The organism is Pseudomonas sp. YNh, assembly GCF_037993085.1.
Taxonomy (GTDB): Bacteria; Pseudomonadota; Gammaproteobacteria; order Pseudomonadales; family Pseudomonadaceae; genus Aquipseudomonas; species Aquipseudomonas putida.
Genome location: NZ_JBBMRJ010000004.1, coordinates 78,932 through 96,533, shown reverse-complemented (window position 1 = coordinate 96,533; position 17,602 = coordinate 78,932). Strand labels below are relative to the sequence as shown.

The following is a 17,602-nucleotide window of genomic DNA, read 5'->3' as shown; positions in this document are numbered from 1 at the left end:
TGGGGCCTGCAGCGCGGTCCTCCCGGGAGCAAGCCCGGAGCGAGGGGACCCCGGAGCGCAGCGCAGGGGCCGGATGATGGGAGCGGACGGTTTTGGTTACTTTGGCCAAGACCAAAGTAACCCGCCGGAAGGGCGGAAAGGTGACTCAGCGCCACCTGCGCGAACGAATGTCTACATTGTGTTAAGGCCCACATCGCACGAAGCGAAAAGCGTATCTGTCTGTTTTGGTTCAGCGAACAGTCCGTTTGCGATGGCGACGCTGACTCACCTTTTCGCCCTTACGGCGAGTCACTTTTTGCCAAACGCGGCAAAAAGTAACCAAAAAAAACGCTGCGCTCCGATCATCCGGCCCCTGCGCTACGCTCCGGGGTTCCCTCACTCCGGCCTTGCTCCCGGGAGGACCGCGCTGCAGGCCCCATCCTGGGGCCCAGCGCTTGACGGGCATCCATGCCCGTCACCTCCCTTCGCAAGGCCTGCGTTCGGCCTCCTGAAGTCGCGAAGATCAAAAGCAGATCAAACGCCAGATCAGAAGCGGGAGTGAAAGCTGAAATCAACGCTCATGCTGGCCCGCGAGCGGCGATAGCCGCAGCGCTATCAGCGCAATAGCGAACGGTGGTTGTTCTAAAACCTGCGAAAGAGGACAATTATCGGCTTCCCGTCACAACCAGCGACCTTGCATGGCCTTTCTTGCACTTGGTATCAACCATAAGACTGCCTCGGTAGACGTACGCGAGCGCGTGGCGTTTACCCCAGAGCAGCTGGTAGACGCCCTGCAGCAGCTCTGCCGACTGACTTCCAGCCGCGAGGCGGCGATCCTGTCGACCTGCAACCGCAGCGAGCTCTATATAGAGCAGGACCACCTGTCCGCCGACGCCGTGCTGCAATGGCTGGCCGATTATCACCGCCTCAGCCTGGACGAGCTGCGCGCCAGCGCCTACGTGCATGAAGAGCACGATGCGGTGAAGCACATGATGCGCGTGGCTTCCGGCCTGGACTCATTGGTGCTCGGCGAGCCGCAGATCCTCGGCCAGATGAAGTCCGCCTACGCCGTGGCGCGCGAGGCCGGCACCGTCGGCCCGCTGCTCGGGCGCCTGTTCCAGGCCACCTTCAGCGCTGCCAAGCAGGTGCGTACCGACACCGCCATCGGTGAAAACCCGGTATCGGTGGCGTTTGCCGCGGTCAGCCTGGCCAAGCAGATCTTCAGCGACCTGGGCCGTAGCCAGGCCTTGTTGATCGGTGCCGGCGAAACCATCACCCTGGTCGCCCGCCACCTGCATGAGCAAGGCGTGCGGCGTATCGTCGTGGCCAACCGCACCCTGGAGCGGGCCAGTATCCTGGCCGAGCAGTTCGGCGCGCACGCCGTATTGCTGGCCGACATCCCCCAGGAACTGGCCAACAGCGACATCGTCATCAGCTCCACCGCCAGCCAACTGCCAATCCTGGGCAAGGGCGCGGTCGAGAGTGCGCTGAAACAGCGCCGGCACAAGCCGATCTTCATGGTCGACATTGCCGTACCGCGTGACATCGAACCTGAAGTCGGCGAGCTGGACGACGTCTACCTGTACACTGTCGATGACTTGCACGACGTGGTGGCGGAAAACCTCAAGAGCCGCCAGGGCGCCGCCCAGGCTGCCGAAGAGCTGGTGTCGGTGGGCGCCGAAGATTTCATGGTGCGCTTGCGCGAACTGGCTGCGGTGGATGTGCTCAAGGCCTATCGCCAGCAAAGCGAGCGCCTGCGCGACGAAGAACTGCAAAAGGCCCAGCGCCTGCTGGCCAACGGCGGCAACCCCGAGGACGTACTGGCCCAACTGGCCCGGGGGCTGACCAACAAACTTCTGCATGCGCCCAGCGTGCAGTTGAAAAAGCTCTCGGCCGAGGGCCGCCTTGATGCGCTGGCCATGGCCCAGGAACTCTTTGCCCTCAACGAGGGCTCCACGGACAAATCCCCGCAATGAAAGCGTCGCTGCTGAACAAACTGGATATCCTCCAGGACCGCTTCGAAGAGCTCACCGCACTGCTCGGTGATGCCGAGGTCATTTCCGACCAGACGCGCTTTCGCGCGTATTCCCGTGAATACGCCGAGGTCGAGCCGGTCTACGCTGCATATAAAGAGTGGTGCAAAGTCCAGGGCGACCTTGAAGGTGCCCAGGCGCTGCTCAAGGACAGCGACCCGGACCTGCGCGAAATGGCCGTGGAAGAAGTGCGTGAAGCCAAGGAGCAGCTGCTGACGCTGGAGGCGAAGCTGCAACGCATGCTGCTGCCCAAAGACCCCAACGACGGCCGCAACGTGTTCCTCGAAATCCGCGCTGGCACCGGTGGCGACGAGGCGGCGATCTTCTCCGGCGACCTGTTCCGCATGTATTCACGCTACGCCGAAAAACGCGGCTGGCGCCTGGAGATCCTGTCCGAGAACGAAGGCGAGCACGGCGGCTACAAGGAAATCATCGCCCGTGTCGAGGGTGAGAACGTCTACGGCAAGCTGAAGTTCGAGTCTGGCGCGCACCGCGTCCAGCGCGTGCCCGAAACCGAATCCCAAGGCCGCGTGCACACCTCCGCGTGCACGGTGGCGGTGCTGCCCGAGCCGGACGAACAAGCAGCCATCGAAATCAACCCGGCCGACCTGCGCGTGGACACCTACCGTGCATCTGGCGCGGGTGGCCAGCACGTGAACAAGACCGACTCGGCGATCCGTATCACCCACTTGCCCACCGGCATCGTGGTCGAATGCCAGGAAGAGCGTTCGCAGCACAAGAACCGCGCCCGTGCCATGTCCTGGCTGTCGGCCAAGCTCAACGACATGCAGACCAGCGCAGCACAGAATGCCATTGCCAGCGAGCGCAAGCTGCTGGTGGGCTCCGGTGACCGTTCCGAGCGCATCCGCACCTACAATTATCCACAGGGCCGGGTGACCGATCACCGTATCAACCTGACCTTGTACTCGCTGGACGACATCCTCAGCGGTGGCGTGGACGCAGTGATCGAACCGCTGCTGGCCGAATACCAGGCCGATCAACTGGCTGCCCTGGGGGACTGATGACCATCATCGCCAGCTTGCTGCGCAACGCGCAGCTGCCCGAATCGCCCACCGAGCGGCTGGATGCCGAATTGCTGTTGGCTGCTGCCATCGGCAAATCGCGCAGCTACCTGCACACTTGGCCCGAGCGAATTGTCAGCAGCGAAGATGCCCAGAGATACGCCGATTACCTGCAGCGCCGCCGCGGCGGCGAGCCGGTCGCCTACATCCTCGGGCAGCAGGGCTTCTGGAAGATCGACCTGGAAGTGGCGCCGCATACCCTGATCCCGCGGCCGGATACCGAACTGTTGGTCGAGACGGCCCTCGAACTGCAACCTGCCTCGCCAGCCAAGGTCCTCGACCTGGGCACCGGTACCGGTGCAATTGCCTTGGCCCTGGCCAGCGATCGCCCGGCCTGGCAGGTAACTGCGGTTGACCGGGTGGAGGAGGCCGCTGCCCTGGCCGAGCGCAACCGTCAGCGCCTGGGCCTGGGCAACGCCCAGGTGCGGGTAAGCCACTGGTTCGACAGCCTGGCCGGCGAGCGTTTCGACTTGATTGTCAGCAACCCGCCCTACATCGCCGCCGCCGATCCGCACCTGGTGGCCGGTGACGTGCGCTTCGAGCCCAGCAGTGCGCTGGTGGCCGGCGCCGATGGCCTGGACGACCTGCGCGTGATTGCGGCCCAGGCCCCCGCGCACCTGTTGCCGGGTGGCTGGTTGCTGCTCGAGCATGGTTACGACCAGGCAGCTTCAGTACGCGCCTTGCTGGCTGAGCAAGGTTTTATCGAGGTTGCCAGCCGCACGGACCTGGGCGGCCATGAACGCATTACCCTGGGGCGCCTGCCATGCTGAGTGATGAGGAACTGTTGCGTTACAGCCGGCAGGTATTGCTGGCCCAGATCGACATCGACGGCCAGTTGCGGCTCAAGCAGAGCAAGGCCCTGATCGTCGGGCTCGGCGGCCTGGGCTCGCCGGTTGCGCTGTACCTGGCTGCCGCCGGGGTCGGTGAGCTGCACCTGGCCGACTTCGACACCGTCGACCTGACCAACCTGCAACGCCAGGTGATTCACGACAGTGCCAGCGTCGGCATGAGCAAGGTCGATTCGGCCTTGCAGCGCTTGCAGGCGATCAACCCGGAGATCGGCCTGGTCGCCCATCGCCAGGCCCTGGATGAAGACTCGCTCGCTGCTGCTGTGGCGGCGGTCGACCTGGTGCTGGATTGCTCCGACAATTTCGCTACCCGTGAAGCGGTCAACGCTGCCTGTGTGGCTGCTTGCAAACCGCTGGTAAGCGGCGCGGCGATCCGCCTGGAAGGGCAGCTGTCGGTGTTCGACCCTCGGCGCGACTACAGCCCCTGCTACCACTGTCTGTATGGGCATGGCAGTGAAGATGAGCTGACCTGCAGCGAAGCGGGCGTTATCGGGCCGCTGGTGGGCCTGGTGGGCAGCCTGCAGGCGCTGGAGGCGATGAAGCTGCTGGCCGGGTTCGGCGAGCCTCTGGTTGGCCGCCTGCTGCTGATCGATGCCCTCGGCACCCGCATTCGCGAGTTGCGGGTCAAGCGTGACCCGGCCTGTACTGTTTGCGGCAAGCGCGATGGCTGAGCGCTCGGCGCCGGTCGGCGTGATGGACTCGGGGGTCGGCGGTTTGTCGGTGCTCGCCGAGATCCAGCGCTTGCTGCCCAACGAGACGCTGTTGTACGTGGCCGACTGTGGCCATGTGCCTTATGGCGAGAAGTCGCCAGACTACATCCGTGAGCGCTGCCGGCGTATTGCCACGTTCTTCCAGGCACAAGGCGCCAAGGCCATGGTACTGGCGTGCAACACCGCCACGGTAGCGGCGGTGGCTGACTTGCGCGAGTTGTACCCGACCTGGCCGCTGGTGGGCATGGAACCCGCCGTGAAGCCTGCGGCGGCGGCTACCCGCTCGGGCGTGGTCGGTGTGCTGGCCACTACCGGCACCCTGCAGAGCGCCAAATTCGCCGCTTTGCTCGACCGCTTTGCCAACGACGTGCAGGTCATCACCCAGCCTTGCCCGGGGCTGGTCGAGCTGATTGAAACCGGCGACCTGACCAGCCTGGCACTGCGACAGATGCTGTTTGGCTATGTGCAGCCGCTGCTGGCCGCCGGCTGCGATACGCTGATCCTCGGTTGCACCCATTACCCCTTCCTGCGCCCGTTGCTGGCCGACCTGGTGCCGGCGGACGTGGCTATCATCGACACCGGCGCCGCTGTGGCGCGCCAACTGCAGCGGCTGCTAAGTGGCAACGATCTGTTGGCCGAAGGCCCGGCCGGTGATGCCCGCTTCTGGACCAGCGCTGATCCAGAAAATCTCAGAAAAATCCTACCTGTGCTGTGGCGTAAGTCCGACGGTGTGCAAAGCTTTGCGTTGTGAAAAAAACGTGAAAGACAGCTGAACTATCGTTCCACTTCTGCTTTCTACCGCTTTGCCTGAGATGAGGCGGACACTAATAACAGCATCAGGAAGAAGGATGTTTCTTATGAGGAAACTGCTTGGCTTGGCGGCGGCTGCTGCCTTTACCTTGGGGCAAGCGATGTCGGCACAGGCTGCCGACGTTTCGTTTTCGGTAGGGCAGACCGGTGACTCGACCATGGTCTACCGATTAGGGCTGCAATCGAACTGGGATGCGAGCTGGTGGCAGACCAGCGTTGGTCGACTGACTGGCTACTGGGATGGGGCCTACACCTATTGGGATGGTGACGAGACGGCGAGCAACCACAGCCTGTCGTTTGCGCCAGTCTTCGTCTATGAGTTTGCCGGGGAGTCGGTGAAGCCCTACATCGAGGCAGGGATTGGTGTGGCGGCGTTTTCCAGCACCGAACTGGAAAGCAACGAGCTAGGCTCGTCGTTCCAGTTCGAGGACCGCATCGGCTTTGGTTTGCGCTTTGCCGGCGGGCATGAGATCGGAGTGCGGGCGATCCATTACTCCAATGCGGGTATCAAAGAGCCCAACGATGGGGTGGAAAGCTACAGCCTCCATTACCGCATGGCGCTCTGAGTTCACCTGCGCCGGCGTCTTCGCGGGGGTTCTACGCTTCGATAAACCTGCTCCCTCAGGGATACCGCAGCATTCAAGATCTGCGAATTCCTGTGGGAGCGGGCGCGCCCGCGAAGAAGCCAACCCTGTTTTCAGGTATTAGCGCGTCAACGGCCACAGGCTACTGATGTCCAGGGTTTCCAGGATCAGTTCCGGTTCTCCCTGCGGCCACCGACGCAACAACGCTTCAGCGACACCCTGCGGCGTCCACTCCTCCGGGATCGCCTGCACCGACGTCACCGGCACCTTCAGCGACTGTGGCGCCACTACAGTCAGCCCGATGCCCAGCTCCTTCAGAGGCTTGCGTTGCTCACGCATCCATTGCGGCAGGTTGTTCCAGCCCGCAATGACCTGTGTCGGGGCATACAGCTGCAACGCTGAATACCGGTTGAACAAACCCATCACCTGCTGCGAATCGCCCTTTGCCAGCAAAGGCAGCGCTTTGCTCAGGCACAGCTCACCTGCCAGCTGGTTGGTACTGCCTATCGCCTCGAACAGTTCGCTGTCTGCTACATCGGCCGGCAGGTAATCACTGGTGCCGGCATTTATGATCAAGCCATCCAGCGAGCACCAGGCATGGCATATCTGCTGGCAGGCATTCGCCACCTGTTGTTCTTCATGCAGTTGCCAAGGCAACCGCAACAGCTGACTGCCATAACACGCACTCAGGGCCTCCAGTGCATCGCTGTCCTTACCGCTTGCTGCTACCCGGTGTCCTTGCCCGAGCAGCGCCTCCACTAATGCGAGGCCTAGTCCGTTACCGGCACCCGTCACCCAGATACTGCGTGCGCTCTTCAAGTTATTGCCCTCTGATCCTGCCGACGCGGGAGGCTCTTGAAAGCCTCCAGCGCGCGCTGGCGACTGCTGCCGAGATCGACAATTGGACTGTGGTAGGAATTATTAGCAAAAAGATCAGCCGACTTCACGGGTAGATGGATGGCTTTTTCATCCAGCCCCCGCAATTCCGGCAGCCAGTGCCGGATGAAGTGCCCCTGAGGGTCGAAACGTTGAGACTGTGAAATCGGGTTGAAGATACGGAAATAGGGCACTGCGTCGGTACCGGTGGACGCACTCCACTGCCAGCCGCCATTGTTGGCAGCCAGGTCACCGTCTATCAGGTGGCGCATGAAGTGCCGCTCGCCCTTGCGCCAGTCGATCAGCAGGTTCTTGCTGAGGAACATGGCCACGACCATGCGCAGGCGGTTGTGCATCCACCCGGTATCCAGCAGTTGGCGCATGGCGGCGTCGATGATCGGGAAGCCGGTGCGGCCTTGTTCCCAGGCCTCCAGGTCTGCCGGGGCGTCACGCCAGGGCAAGGCTTCGGTCTGGGCGCGGAAGGCGCGGTGGCGTGAGACCTGTGGATAACCGCTCAGGATGTGCTTGTAGAATTCGCGCCACAGCAGTTCGTTGATCCAGGTTTGTACGCCGGTACTGCCACTGTCGAACTCGCCTCGGTTGCTGGCCAGTGCGCCGTGCAGGCACTGTCGGGGCGAGATCACGCCGGCGGCCAGGTAAGTCGAAAGCTGGCTGGTACCAGGCTTGGCAGGCAGGTCACGCTGTAGCTGGTAGTCGTCGATGGCTTCGTCAAGGAAGCGGGATAGCCGCCCCTGAGCCTCGGCTTCACCCGCTGGCCAATATTCGCGCAAGGCGCGCGTGGGTGTTTCAAAACCGTCCACGTGTTGCGGAACCGGGTCGGCAGGGATGTGCAGCGGTGCCTGGCGCTTAACCCGGTGGGCCAGGGCAGGCAGGCTGCGGTGCAGGTGCTCCAGGCAGGTTTTCTTGAACTGGCTGAAAACCTGGAAGTAGTCACCACTGCGGGTCAGGATGGTGCCCGGGCGGAAAAACAGCTGGTCGAGGTGGCTGTGGGCCTGAATGCCCGACTTTTCCAGCAGGGCACGGGTGGCATCGTCACGGCGCTGCTCGTTGATGCCGTACTCTTCGTTCCAGTGGGCGCTTGCCACCTGATGTTGGCGGCATACCTCAAGCACGGCTTGTGGCGCCTGGTCCCAGGTGTCGATCTTGCGGATCAGCAGGGGAATATTCAGGCCTTCCAGCGACTGGCGCAGGTCGCGCAGGTTGCGCAGCCAGAAGTCGACTTTGCAGGCGGCATCATCATGGGCTTGCCATTGCCCGGGGCTGACCAGCCAAAGGGCAATGGTCGGCCCGCGCTCGGTGGCGGCGCTGAGAGCGGTGTTGTCATCGATGCGCAGGTCGCTGCGCAGCCAGGTCAGGTGCATGGGGCATTCATCTCTACAGGCTGGCGGTCATGGGCTTGAAGCAAGCGCAAAGCCACCTGCGGGGTGTCGAACAGGGCCAGGTTGGGCAGCTCGAGGGCACGCAACTGCGCTTCATGCAGCAACAGCGTCGGGCCGCCGGCCAGGATTGTCATGGGCAGGTTGTGCAGGGTGCGTTGCAGTGCCTTGCCATCGATGCGGGGCCCCAGGTGCAGGAGCACGGCGCGGGGGTTGAGTGTGCTGACCGCACGTTGCAGGTGCGGACCTGCAACGGGGTTTTCCAGTACCTCGACTGGGAACCCGTTGCTGGTGAACAGCCAGGCGCATAGCCATAAACCGGCGCTGAAGGCACGTTCACTGTCTTCCACCAGCAACACCGCAGGGCCCTGCAATAACTGGTTGTCATGGTAGACGCGGGCACCAAGCTTGCTGCGAAGCCAGCTGTGGAAAAACGCCTGTTCCAGCTGCGCATTGAAGTAATTGCGCCACCGCAGGTCGAGGAGGTCGAGCAGTGGCAGCAGCAGTTGTTCGCACAGGGTAACGGCCGGGTACAGGGCCATGGCCTGGTTAAGCTGTTGGTCAAGGGCGCGTTGTGACAGGTTGGCAATGGCCTCGATCAGCTGGAACTGCCGGGCCTGCCAGTCACCCTTGGGCGGCGTGCTGGACGGCTTGTCGAGCAGCTCGCGCACTTGGCCGACCGATGCCCCACGCTGCAACCAGCCAAGGATTGCCTCGACCCGCTCGACCTGTTCCAGCGGGTACAGGCGATGCCCCTTCGCGGTGCGCTGGGGCTTGAGCAGGCCATACCGACGTTCCCAGGCGCGCAGGGTGACCGGGTTGACGCCGGTGCGGCGGGCCAGTTCGCCGATGGGCAGCAAGTCCTCAGACTGCATTGCGCAAGCCCAGGCTCTCGGGGTGCGGCTGCAGGTAGGCTTGCTGCTGCAGATAGGCGTCGGGGTGCTTGCGCAAATGGTGCTTGAGCAGGGTCAGCGGCACCACAAGTGGCACCACGCCTTGCTGGTACTGGCTGATGAGTGTCTGCAACTCGGCCTTGTCCTGTTGCGTCAGGCTGTCCTTGAAATAGCCGCTGAGGTGCTGCAACACATTGCAGTGGGTGCCGCGGCTGGCACAGCGGCGCAGGGCCTGCATCAGCTCGCTGAAGTAGCGTGGGCCGATGCTGTGTGGGTCGTCATCCTTGCTCATGCTGCCGAGCAGGCGGCCCAAGGTTCTGTAGGCCTGCGGGTTGTTGGCCATCACCAGGTATTTGTAACGCGAATGAAAGCGGACCAGGCTGCCACGGCTAAGGCCCTCGGCAAGCAGGCGCTGCCAGTCGGCGTAGGCATACACGCGGCTGATGAAGTTCTCGCGCAGCACGGGGTCATGCAGGCGGCCTTCTTCTTCTACCGGCAGGTCCGGGCGTTGAGCGCAGAAGGCCTGGGCGTAAACGCCGCGCCCACCGTGGAGGGCCGGATGGCCGTTGTCCTGATACACCTTGACCCGCTCCAGGCCACAGGAAGGCGACTTCTGCATGAAGATATAGCCGCAGATATCGTCGAGCTCGGCGGCCATCTGCTTGCCATAGCTGCGCAGCGGGTCGGTCAAGTCCATGCCAGGGTTGCGGGTGCCGACCACTTCCGGTCGTTCGGGGTTGCCGACCAGGCGGATCGGGTCGCGCGGTACGCCCAGGCCGATGGCGACTTCCGGGCACACCGGCAGCCAGTCAAAATGAGCATCCAGTTGCGTACGGCACAGGTCCGAGGCCTTGTGGCCGCCGTTGTAACGCACGCTGTGCCCGGTCAGGCAGGCGCTGATGGCGATACGCGGCTTGCTGTGGGCTGAAGGGTCGTGCATGGCTGCCTCCGGTAAACTTGTACGAGTCTAGAATCTTGTACAAGTTTATTCCAGCACAGCCGGGAAGTTATGCAAACAGGAATTTGTGGATGGCCGTACATCATTCCATGTGTTCGAGCAGCCGTCGCGCCGCTTCCTGGCCGCTGAGCCAGGCGCCTTCTACCCGCCCGGACAGGCACCAGTCGCCGCAGGCGTACAAGCCTTGATCAGCATCGGCCAGTGCGCCCCACTCATGATTGCTGCTGGGGCGCGCATAGAGCCAGCGGTGGGCCAGGGCGAAGGTGGGCGCTGGCACCACGCAGCCGACCAGCTCGGCGAACTCGCCCCACAGCTGTTCGATCACTTGCTCCTTGGTCAGGTCGATGTGCTGCCGGCTCCAGTCAGAGGTGGCGTGCAGCACCCAGGTATCGAGCTGCTCGTCGCGGCCGGGCTTGCTGCGGTTGCGGGCCAGCCAGTCGAGCGGTTTGTCCTGCACGAAGCAGCCTTGCATCGGGGTGTCCAACGGTGTCTGGAAGGCGAGCGCGACAGCCCAGACAGGCTCCATCTGCACGCCCGCAGCCACGGCGGCCAGTTTCGGGGTGGAGGCCAGAAGTGGCGTGGCCTGCGGTGCCGGTACAGCAATCACCACGCGGCTGTAAGGGCCATGGCTGCAGCCTTCGGTATCTTGCAGGTGCCAGTACTGCTTGCCGCGGAACACCTCGGCGATACGGCAGCCGAAGTTCACTGTCACATCCTTTAGCAGCCCACGGGTGATGGCGCTCATGCGTGGCACGCCCACCCATCGCGTCTGTTCGTCGGGGGAGGGGGTGAGCTCGCCATCACGGTAGTTGTACAGCTGCGGCTTCCACTGCTCGGCCCAGCCGGCGGCAACCCAATGTTGCACCTGCTCGACAAAGCGCCGGTCACGGGCAGTGAAGTACTGGGCGCCGAGGTCCAGCGCGCCGGCCTCGCTGCGCTTGCTGGCCATGCGCCCGCCACTGCCGTGGCCTTTGTCGAACAGATGCACGGACTGCCCGGCCTTTTGCAACGCCTGGGCGACTGACAAGCCGGCGATACCGGCCCCGATGATGGCAATAGGTACTGTCATGATGGCCTCTTCAAACCTTGCTATGAGCAGACTACGCTGTCAGGCAAACCTGTACAATCCAGAAATTCTGTATAAGGTTATTCCGCTTTCACGGGCAGGTTGGCCTATGTTTATCCGAGAGCGTCGGGTCAAAAAAGTGCCTTGATGTTAAAAATAGACCACCGCCGCATTCTGCGAGGACACAGCCATGCATATATTGCTGACAGGTGGCACCGGTTTGATTGGCAAGCATCTGTGCCAGTACTGGCTTGGCCAGGGGCATCGGCTCACGGTATGGAGCCGGCGACCCGAGCAGGTGCCCAAAATATGTGGCAGTGGCGTGCGTGGCATCGCCCGCCTGGAGGAAATGGAGGCGGACGATCACCTTGATGCAGTGGTCAACCTGGCCGGTGCGCCGATTGCCGATCGGCCCTGGACGGCCGCCCGGCGAAACCTGCTGTGGGCCAGCCGGGTCACCCTGACCGAGCAATTGCTGACCTGGCTGGGCACCCGTGAGCAACGCCCGCAGGTGCTGATTTCCGGCTCTGCGGTGGGCTGGTACGGTGACGGTGGTGAACGCGAACTGACCGAGGCCTCGCCACCTGTGCGCGAAGATTTCGCCAGCCAGTTGTGCATTGCCTGGGAAGAGACGGCCCAGCGCTCACAGGCACAGGGTATCCGCGTGGTGCTGGTGCGCACCGGGCTGGTGCTGGCCAGCGATGGCGGCTTTTTGTCGCGCCTGCGCTTGCCCTTCAAACTGGGGCTGGGCGGGCCATTGGGCGATGGGCGGCAGTGGATGCCATGGGTCCATATAGACGACCAGGTCGCCCTGATAGATTTTCTCTTGCAGCACAAGGATGCCAGCGGTCCTTATAATGCCTGCGCCCCGGAGCCGGTGCGTAACCGCGAGTTCGCCAGGCGCCTGGGCCGGGCCCTGCATCGGCCGGCGCTGCTGCCGGTGCCGGCATTGCTGCTCCGGGCTGGCCTGGGCGAGATGTCGACCTTGTTGCTGGGCGGTCAGCGGGCGCGCCCGGTACGCTTGCTGGCGGCTGGCTTCACCTTCCGCTTCAACGATCTGCAATCGGCCCTGGACAACTTGTCCAGCCGCCTCTGACATAGGACGCTGCATGACCGATCACGCCCTGCTGCTGGTCAACCTGGGTTCCCCGGCCTCCACCTCGGTGGCCGATGTGCGCCGCTACCTCAACCAGTTCCTCATGGACCCGTACGTGGTCGACCTGCCCTGGCCGGTGCGGCGCCTGCTGGTGTCGTTGATCCTGATCAAGCGCCCGGAACAGTCGGCGCATGCCTATGGCTCGATCTGGTGGGAGGAGGGCTCGCCGCTGGTGGTGCTGACCCGTCGCCTGCAGTCAGCAATGGTCGAGCACTGGCCCCATGGCCCCGTGGAAATTGCCATGCGCTATGGCCAGCCAGCCTTGCCCGAAGTGCTGGAACGCCTGGCAGGCCAAGGCGTGCGCAAGGTGACCTTGGCGCCGCTTTATCCACAGTTCGCCGACAGTACCGTGACCACTGTGGTCGAGTTGGCAAAACAGGTGATCAGCGAGCGCCAGCTGCCCCTGCAGATGCGCGTGCTGCAGCCGTTTTACGAGCACCCTGAATACATCGAAGCGCTGGCTGCCAGCGCCCGGCCTTACCTGGAACAGGATTACGACCACCTGTTGCTGAGTTTCCATGGCTTGCCGGAGCGGCACTTGAAGAAGCTGTTTCCGAAGGGCAGCAAGCACGACCTGCGCACCGCCGATTGCTGCCACGGTGCATCCGCCGAGGTGCGTGCGGTGTGTTACCGCGGGCAATGCCTGGCCACGGCCAAAGCCTTTGCGCAGAGAATGGGCATACCGGATGGCAAATGGTCTGTATCGTTCCAGTCTCGGCTGGGGCGGGACAAGTGGATCGAGCCCTACACCGAGACGCGGCTGGATGAGCTGGCCAAGGCCGGCGTGAAGAAGCTGCTGGTGATGTGCCCGGCGTTTGTGGCCGATTGCATCGAGACGCTCGAAGAGATCGGCATGCGCGGCAGCGAACAGTTTGTCGAGGCCGGCGGGCGGGAGCTGGTGCTGGTGCCGTGCCTGAATGATCACCCGGAGTGGGTGAGGGTGCTGGCGGATATGTGCGAAAAGGCCTGACATTGCGGCTGCCTATACCGGCCCTATCGCCGGCAAGCCAGCTCCCACAAGGGCATCACAGTATCTGAAACTTGTGGTGTACCTGTGGGAGCTGGCTTGCCGGCGATAGGGCCGGTTCAGGTTAAAGCCGGATCAAGGCAACTGGTCGTCCAGTTTCTTGTGCTTCCAGCCATCATTGCCCGGCAGGATCAGGTTCAGGGCAATTGCCACGATGGCGCACAGGGCGATGCCCTTCAGGCCCCAGTCATCCGGGCCGTCACCGCTGCCGATCAGCACGCCGCCGATACCAAACACCAAGGTTACCGACACGATCACCAGGTTGCGCGCTTCGGCCAGGTCGATCTTGTGGCGGATCATGGTGTTCATGCCCACCGCCGCGATCGAACCGAACAGCAGGCACAGAATGCCGCCCATCACGGGTACCGGGATGCTTTGCAGCAGCGCGCCGAACTTGCCGATGAACGCCAGGGTAATGGCGAAGACCGCCGCCCAGGTCATGATTTTCGGGTTGTAGTTCTTGGTCAGCATCACCGCGCCAGTCACTTCGGCGTAGGTGGTGTTGGGCGGGCCGCCGAACAGGCCGGCTGCCGTGGTGGCCAGGCCGTCACCCAGCAAGGTGCGGTGCAGGCCAGGCTTTTTCAGGTAGTCACGGCCGGTCACGCTACCGACCGCAATCACCCCGCCAATGTGCTCGATCGCCGGTGCCAGGGCAACCGGGACGATGAACAGGATGGCCTGCCAGTTGAATGCTGGTGCAGTGAAGTTAGGGATTTCCAGCCACGGTGCAGCGGCGATCTTCGCCGTGTCGACCACGCCAAAAGCGAAGGCCAGGGCAAAGCCCACCAGCACGCCGGAGATGATCGGTACCAGGCGGAAAATGCCCTTGCCGAACACGGCGACGATCAAGGTGGTCAGCAGGGCTGGCATGGAGATCAGCATGGCGGTCTTGTACGGCATCAGTGCTGCGCCGTCCCCACCTTTGCCCATCGCCATGTTGGCAGCGATCGGTGCCATGGCCAGGCCGATGGAGATGATTACCGGGCCGATAACCACAGGCGGCAGCATGCGGTCGATGAAACCGGTGCCTTTGATTTTTACCATCAGGCCCATGAAGGTGTACACGAAACCTGCAGCCATCACGCCGCCCATGGTCTCGGCCAGGCCGAACTGGCCCTTGGCGAGGATGATCGGGGTGATGAAGGCAAAGCTGGAGGCCAGGAACACCGGTACCTGGCGGCCGGTAACCAGCTGGAACAGCAGCGTGCCGATGCCGGCAGTGAACAACGCGACGTTCGGGTCGAGGCCGGTGATCAGTGGCATCAGCACCAACGCGCCAAATGCCACGAAGAGCATCTGCGCGCCCGAAACGACCTGGCGCCAGAGCGGGTCGTTGAAGCCGTCCTGCATGGTCAGGCGTCCTTTTGCTTGGTGCCGAAGATCTTGTCACCGGCATCGCCCAGGCCCGGCACGATGTAGCCGTGCTCGTTCAGGCGCTGGTCGATCGAAGCGGTGTAGATCTTCACGTCCGGGTGGGCTTTTTCCACCACTTCGATGCCTTCTGGCGCGGCGACCAGCACCATGGCGCGGATCTCCTTGCAGCCGGCCTTTTTCAGCAGGTCGATGGTAGCGACCATCGAAGCGCCGGTGGCCAGCATCGGGTCGATGATCAGGGCCAGGCGCTGGTTGATGTCCGGCGCGAGCTTTTCCAGGTAGGTGTGGGCTTCGAGGGTTTCCTCGTTGCGGGCGACACCCACGGCACTGACCTTGGCACCCGGGATCAGGCTGAGCACGCCATCAAGCATGCCGATACCCGCGCGCAGGATCGGTACCACGGTGATCTTCTTGCCGGCAATTTTTTCGACTTGCACCTTGCCACACCAGCCATCGATCTCGTAGGTTTCGAGTGGCAGGTCCTGGGTGGCTTCGTAGGTCAGTAGCGCGCCGACTTCCTGGGCGAGTTCGCGAAAATTCTTGGTGCTGATATCGGCACGGCGCATCAGGCCGAGCTTGTGGCGGATCAGCGGGTGGCGGATCTCACGAGTGGGCATAGGGGGGCTCCGAAAGGCGGGCAAAAAAACCGCGCTAGATTAATCTATTCAGCCTGTGCTGTCGTCTGGTCATTCTGGACGTTAGTCCATAAATGCTTGATCTGGGACGAGCGGATGCGTACCTTTGCCCGCTTTTCCAAAATGCACCCCCGGAGAGCGCCATGTCCGCCGATCTCGAGCACATCCGTCAAGTCATGCGTGAAGCTGACTGCCTGTACACCGAAGCCGAAGTCGAAGCGGCCATCGCCAAAGTCGGCGAGCAGATCTGCAAGGACCTGCACGACAAGAACCCGGTGGTGTTCTGCGTGATGAACGGTGGCCTTATCTTCTCCGGCAAACTGCTGACCCACCTGCAGTTCCCACTGGAAGCTTCGTACCTGCACGCCACCCGCTACCGCAACCAGACCAGCGGCGGCGAGCTGTTCTGGAAGGCCAAGCCGGAAGTGTCGTTCATCGACCGTGACGTGCTGATCGTCGACGACATCCTCGACGAAGGCCACACCCTCAGCGCCATCATCGAGTTCTGCAAGCATGCCGGTGCGCGCTCGGTACATACCGCAGTCCTGATCGACAAGGACCACGACCGCAAGGCCAGCCCGGACCTCAAGGCCAACTACGTAGGCCTGCCGTGTGTCGACCGCTACATCTTCGGTTACGGCATGGACTACAAAGGCTACTGGCGCAATGCCAACGGCATTTTCGCCGTCAAGGGGCTGTGATCATGCGCCAGCCTGCGTTCATCGACCAATCGCTGTTCGCCGGGCTGGCCGAAAAGGCTGCCGCCAACCCGCGCGGGCGGCAGCACCATAGCTTCCATGAGATGGAAGAGCCCTGCCACCGCATGGCGGTCGGGCTGCAGCCGAGTACCTACATCCCGCCGCACCGCCACCTGAGCGACGACAAGGCCGAAGCCCTGATCGTGCTCAAGGGCCGCCTGGGCTTGCTGATCTTCGATGAGCAGGGCGCAGTGACCGACAAGCGCGTGCTGCAGGCAGGCGGTGATTGCCTGGGTGTGGACCTGGCACCCGGTACCTACCATGGGCTGGTGGTGCTGGAGCCGGACAGCATCCTGTTCGAATGCAAGGCCGGGCCTTACCGGCCGGTGGGCGAGGGCGAACATGCACAATGGGCGCCGCGCGAGGGAGACGCCGGCGTGGCCGAGTACCAGGCCTGGATGCTCGCGCAGTTCGATTGAGGTTGCCTGCACCCGGCATGCTAGAGTGCTCCTTCATACAAGGAGCCTCACATGCGTGCGATTCTTCCCCTCCTGCTGGCCGTCAGCATGCCACTCGCCGCCGCCCCCCTGCACAGCCAGTTCCTGCCGCCCGATGATCAGTCCTTGCGCCAGGAAGCGCCGACCGGTCAGCAACTGCTGCAAGTGACCGACTACTCGGTGGTGGTGGGGGCCCAGCGCCAGTCCGACCAGCAGCCGATCCCGATCACCTCGTCGTTGCAGGTGCGCCTGAAGGGCAAGCCGTTGAGCAAGGGCGCGACCATCGCCCAGGTGCTGCTGACCTTCGACGGCGAAGCGGCCAAGAGCCTGAAGAAGCCCGTGTATGACGAAAAAAGCCGCACCTTGAGCCTGAATTACCCGGTCAGTGACTACCGGGTAATCATGGACCTGCTGCGTAACGAGACCCTGTACGTGCAGTTTCTCACCTATGGCAACGGCCACATCTGGGCCGACCTGCACACTGGTACCGTACGTACGCGTTGAGCCACGCAGCCTGCGAGGGGTAAACTGCCGGCCTTCGAAATCCCGTGATGGTCCAGTTGGAGTCGGCAATGCGTAAAGACAAGAAACAGGTAATCGGCGACGAAATCAGCGACGACTACATCAAGTCGTTCCTTCAGTTCGAACCGGCCGATGGCGTGACCTCTCCTTCGCACCACAAGCTGGTCAAGGCGTACCGCGGGCTGCGTGTCGACGATTTCGAGCGCTTTGTCGGCTTCTTTGTCGAAGCTGGCCTGGACCTGGATGGCAAGGACGAGCACGGCAAGACCTTCGTCGAGCAAATTGCCGACCAGCGCAATGCGCCTGAGTACATCGAGATCATCGACAACGCCCGCGGCTGATTTGTAAGCCTGTACCGGCCTCTTCGCGGCTGAAGCCGCTCCCACAGGTACTCCACAGTTTTCAGCCCTGCGGTAATCCTGTGGGAGCGGCTTCAGCCGCGAAGAGGCCGGTACAG

The 17,602-nt window shown here is 63.0% G+C and carries 19 protein-coding genes; 12 read left to right on the top strand and 7 right to left on the bottom strand.

The window, feature by feature from the left end; all coding sequences use genetic code 11:
- The first annotated feature begins 677 nt into the window (after positions 1–677).
- From hemA to WF331_RS05145, 6 genes are all read left to right on the top strand, one after another.
- Positions 678–1,955, top strand: coding sequence for a glutamyl-tRNA reductase (gene hemA / locus WF331_RS05170; protein ID WP_016501506.1), 1,278 nt, complete (start codon positions 678–680; stop codon positions 1,953–1,955).
- Positions 1,952–3,034 (top strand): peptide chain release factor 1, encoded by a 1,083-nt coding sequence (gene prfA / locus WF331_RS05165; protein ID WP_016501505.1) that lies wholly within the window; start codon positions 1,952–1,954, stop codon positions 3,032–3,034. Before hemA ends, prfA begins: the two co-directional genes overlap by 4 nt.
- Positions 3,034–3,864: a peptide chain release factor N(5)-glutamine methyltransferase gene (prmC, locus tag WF331_RS05160; RefSeq protein WP_016501504.1), complete on the top strand. Its 831-nt coding sequence runs from the start codon at positions 3,034–3,036 to the stop codon at positions 3,862–3,864. The genes prfA and prmC overlap by 1 nt, the downstream gene beginning before the upstream one ends.
- Positions 3,858–4,613 (top strand): molybdopterin-synthase adenylyltransferase MoeB, encoded by a 756-nt coding sequence (locus WF331_RS05155; protein ID WP_049277203.1) that lies wholly within the window; start codon positions 3,858–3,860, stop codon positions 4,611–4,613. The genes prmC and WF331_RS05155 overlap by 7 nt, the downstream gene beginning before the upstream one ends.
- Positions 4,606–5,403, top strand: coding sequence for a glutamate racemase (gene murI, locus WF331_RS05150; protein WP_340622699.1), 798 nt, complete (start codon positions 4,606–4,608; stop codon positions 5,401–5,403). Before WF331_RS05155 ends, murI begins: the two co-directional genes overlap by 8 nt.
- 106 nt (positions 5,404–5,509) lie before the next feature.
- Positions 5,510–6,028, top strand: coding sequence for an acyloxyacyl hydrolase (locus WF331_RS05145; protein WP_016501501.1), 519 nt, complete (start codon positions 5,510–5,512; stop codon positions 6,026–6,028).
- 138 nt (positions 6,029–6,166) lie between these two features.
- On the opposite strand, the gene WF331_RS05140 is transcribed toward WF331_RS05145, so the two are convergent.
- The 5 genes from WF331_RS05140 to WF331_RS05120 all read right to left on the bottom strand — a co-directional run bounded on the left by WF331_RS05140 (position 6,167) and on the right by WF331_RS05120 (position 11,239).
- The gene (locus WF331_RS05140; RefSeq protein WP_445324373.1) at positions 6,167–6,847 is read right to left on the bottom strand and encodes an SDR family NAD(P)-dependent oxidoreductase; all 681 of its coding nucleotides are present in this window, start codon (positions 6,845–6,847) and stop codon (positions 6,167–6,169) included.
- Positions 6,848–6,861: 14 nt separating this feature from the next.
- A complete protein-coding gene (gene phrB / locus WF331_RS05135; protein ID WP_016501499.1) occupies positions 6,862–8,304 on the bottom strand; it encodes a deoxyribodipyrimidine photo-lyase in 1,443 nt (480 codons plus the stop codon).
- Positions 8,295–9,194 carry a MerR family transcriptional regulator gene (locus WF331_RS05130; protein ID WP_016501498.1) on the bottom strand — a complete coding sequence of 300 codons (900 nt, stop codon included), beginning with the start codon at positions 9,192–9,194 and terminating at the stop codon, positions 8,295–8,297. The genes phrB and WF331_RS05130 overlap by 10 nt, the downstream gene beginning before the upstream one ends.
- Complete coding sequence (locus WF331_RS05125) at positions 9,184–10,152, bottom strand: YbgA family protein (RefSeq protein WP_016501497.1); 969 nt, start codon at positions 10,150–10,152, stop codon at positions 9,184–9,186. The genes WF331_RS05130 and WF331_RS05125 overlap by 11 nt, the downstream gene beginning before the upstream one ends.
- 100 nt (positions 10,153–10,252) lie before the next feature.
- A complete protein-coding gene (locus WF331_RS05120; protein WP_016501496.1) occupies positions 10,253–11,239 on the bottom strand; it encodes an NAD(P)/FAD-dependent oxidoreductase in 987 nt (328 codons plus the stop codon).
- Positions 11,240–11,426: 187 nt separating this feature from the next.
- Here WF331_RS05120 and WF331_RS05115 point away from each other — a divergent pair, with 187 nt between their 5' ends.
- Together WF331_RS05115 and hemH are read left to right on the top strand one after the other, a co-directional pair.
- Positions 11,427–12,332, top strand: a complete 906-nt coding sequence (locus WF331_RS05115; protein WP_016501495.1) for a TIGR01777 family oxidoreductase — start codon at positions 11,427–11,429, stop codon at positions 12,330–12,332.
- A 13-nt stretch (positions 12,333–12,345) separates the two neighbouring features.
- The gene (gene hemH / locus WF331_RS05110; RefSeq protein ID WP_049277214.1) at positions 12,346–13,362 is read left to right on the top strand and encodes a ferrochelatase; all 1,017 of its coding nucleotides are present in this window, start codon (positions 12,346–12,348) and stop codon (positions 13,360–13,362) included.
- A gap of 132 nt (positions 13,363–13,494) precedes the next feature.
- On the opposite strand, the gene WF331_RS05105 is transcribed toward hemH, so the two are convergent.
- Together WF331_RS05105 and upp are read right to left on the bottom strand one after the other, a co-directional pair.
- Positions 13,495–14,769, bottom strand: coding sequence for a uracil-xanthine permease family protein (locus WF331_RS05105; RefSeq protein WP_016501493.1), 1,275 nt, complete (start codon positions 14,767–14,769; stop codon positions 13,495–13,497).
- Between the two features lie 2 nt (positions 14,770–14,771).
- Positions 14,772–15,410, bottom strand: coding sequence for a uracil phosphoribosyltransferase (gene upp, locus WF331_RS05100; protein ID WP_016501492.1), 639 nt, complete (start codon positions 15,408–15,410; stop codon positions 14,772–14,774).
- Between the two features lie 161 nt (positions 15,411–15,571).
- Between upp and WF331_RS05095 the strand changes: the two genes are divergently transcribed.
- The 4 genes from WF331_RS05095 to WF331_RS05080 all read left to right on the top strand — a co-directional run bounded on the left by WF331_RS05095 (position 15,572) and on the right by WF331_RS05080 (position 17,486).
- Positions 15,572–16,129 carry a hypoxanthine-guanine phosphoribosyltransferase gene (locus WF331_RS05095; protein ID WP_016501490.1) on the top strand — a complete coding sequence of 186 codons (558 nt, stop codon included), beginning with the start codon at positions 15,572–15,574 and terminating at the stop codon, positions 16,127–16,129.
- Between the two features lie 2 nt (positions 16,130–16,131).
- Positions 16,132–16,605, top strand: a complete 474-nt coding sequence (locus WF331_RS05090) for a WbuC family cupin fold metalloprotein (RefSeq protein WP_016501489.1) — start codon at positions 16,132–16,134, stop codon at positions 16,603–16,605.
- Positions 16,606–16,656: 51 nt separating this feature from the next.
- Entirely contained in the window at positions 16,657–17,127 is a 471-nt protein-coding gene (locus tag WF331_RS05085; RefSeq protein WP_016501488.1) for a hypothetical protein, read from the top strand.
- Between the two features lie 68 nt (positions 17,128–17,195).
- Positions 17,196–17,486 carry a PA4642 family protein gene (locus WF331_RS05080; RefSeq protein WP_016501487.1) on the top strand — a complete coding sequence of 97 codons (291 nt, stop codon included), beginning with the start codon at positions 17,196–17,198 and terminating at the stop codon, positions 17,484–17,486.
- The last annotated feature ends 116 nt before the right edge of the window (positions 17,487–17,602 follow it).

Excerpts from the sequence above, each read along its gene's own strand:
- WF331_RS05125 (WP_016501497.1), bottom strand. The coding sequence starts at position 10,152 with ATGCACGACCCTTCAGCCCACAGCAAGCCGCGTATCGCCATCAGCGCC.
- prmC (WP_016501504.1), top strand. The coding sequence starts at position 3,034 with ATGACCATCATCGCCAGCTTGCTGCGCAACGCGCAGCTGCCCGAATCG.
- WF331_RS05105 (WP_016501493.1), bottom strand. The coding sequence starts at position 14,769 with ATGCAGGACGGCTTCAACGACCCGCTCTGGCGCCAGGTCGTTTCGGGC.
- WF331_RS05120 (WP_016501496.1), bottom strand. The coding sequence starts at position 11,239 with ATGACAGTACCTATTGCCATCATCGGGGCCGGTATCGCCGGCTTGTCA.
- WF331_RS05155 (WP_049277203.1), top strand. The coding sequence starts at position 3,858 with ATGCTGAGTGATGAGGAACTGTTGCGTTACAGCCGGCAGGTATTGCTG.
- hemH (WP_049277214.1), top strand. The coding sequence starts at position 12,346 with ATGACCGATCACGCCCTGCTGCTGGTCAACCTGGGTTCCCCGGCCTCC.
- WF331_RS05095 (WP_016501490.1), top strand. The coding sequence starts at position 15,572 with ATGTCCGCCGATCTCGAGCACATCCGTCAAGTCATGCGTGAAGCTGAC.
- WF331_RS05085 (WP_016501488.1), top strand. The coding sequence starts at position 16,657 with ATGCGTGCGATTCTTCCCCTCCTGCTGGCCGTCAGCATGCCACTCGCC.
- prfA (WP_016501505.1), top strand. The coding sequence starts at position 1,952 with ATGAAAGCGTCGCTGCTGAACAAACTGGATATCCTCCAGGACCGCTTC.
- upp (WP_016501492.1), bottom strand. The coding sequence starts at position 15,410 with ATGCCCACTCGTGAGATCCGCCACCCGCTGATCCGCCACAAGCTCGGC.
- WF331_RS05145 (WP_016501501.1), top strand. The coding sequence starts at position 5,510 with ATGAGGAAACTGCTTGGCTTGGCGGCGGCTGCTGCCTTTACCTTGGGG.
- WF331_RS05115 (WP_016501495.1), top strand. The coding sequence starts at position 11,427 with ATGCATATATTGCTGACAGGTGGCACCGGTTTGATTGGCAAGCATCTG.
- WF331_RS05090 (WP_016501489.1), top strand. The coding sequence starts at position 16,132 with ATGCGCCAGCCTGCGTTCATCGACCAATCGCTGTTCGCCGGGCTGGCC.
- phrB (WP_016501499.1), bottom strand. The coding sequence starts at position 8,304 with ATGCACCTGACCTGGCTGCGCAGCGACCTGCGCATCGATGACAACACC.
- hemA (WP_016501506.1), top strand. The coding sequence starts at position 678 with ATGGCCTTTCTTGCACTTGGTATCAACCATAAGACTGCCTCGGTAGAC.
- WF331_RS05080 (WP_016501487.1), top strand. The coding sequence starts at position 17,196 with ATGCGTAAAGACAAGAAACAGGTAATCGGCGACGAAATCAGCGACGAC.
- murI (WP_340622699.1), top strand. The coding sequence starts at position 4,606 with ATGGCTGAGCGCTCGGCGCCGGTCGGCGTGATGGACTCGGGGGTCGGC.
- WF331_RS05130 (WP_016501498.1), bottom strand. The coding sequence starts at position 9,194 with ATGCAGTCTGAGGACTTGCTGCCCATCGGCGAACTGGCCCGCCGCACC.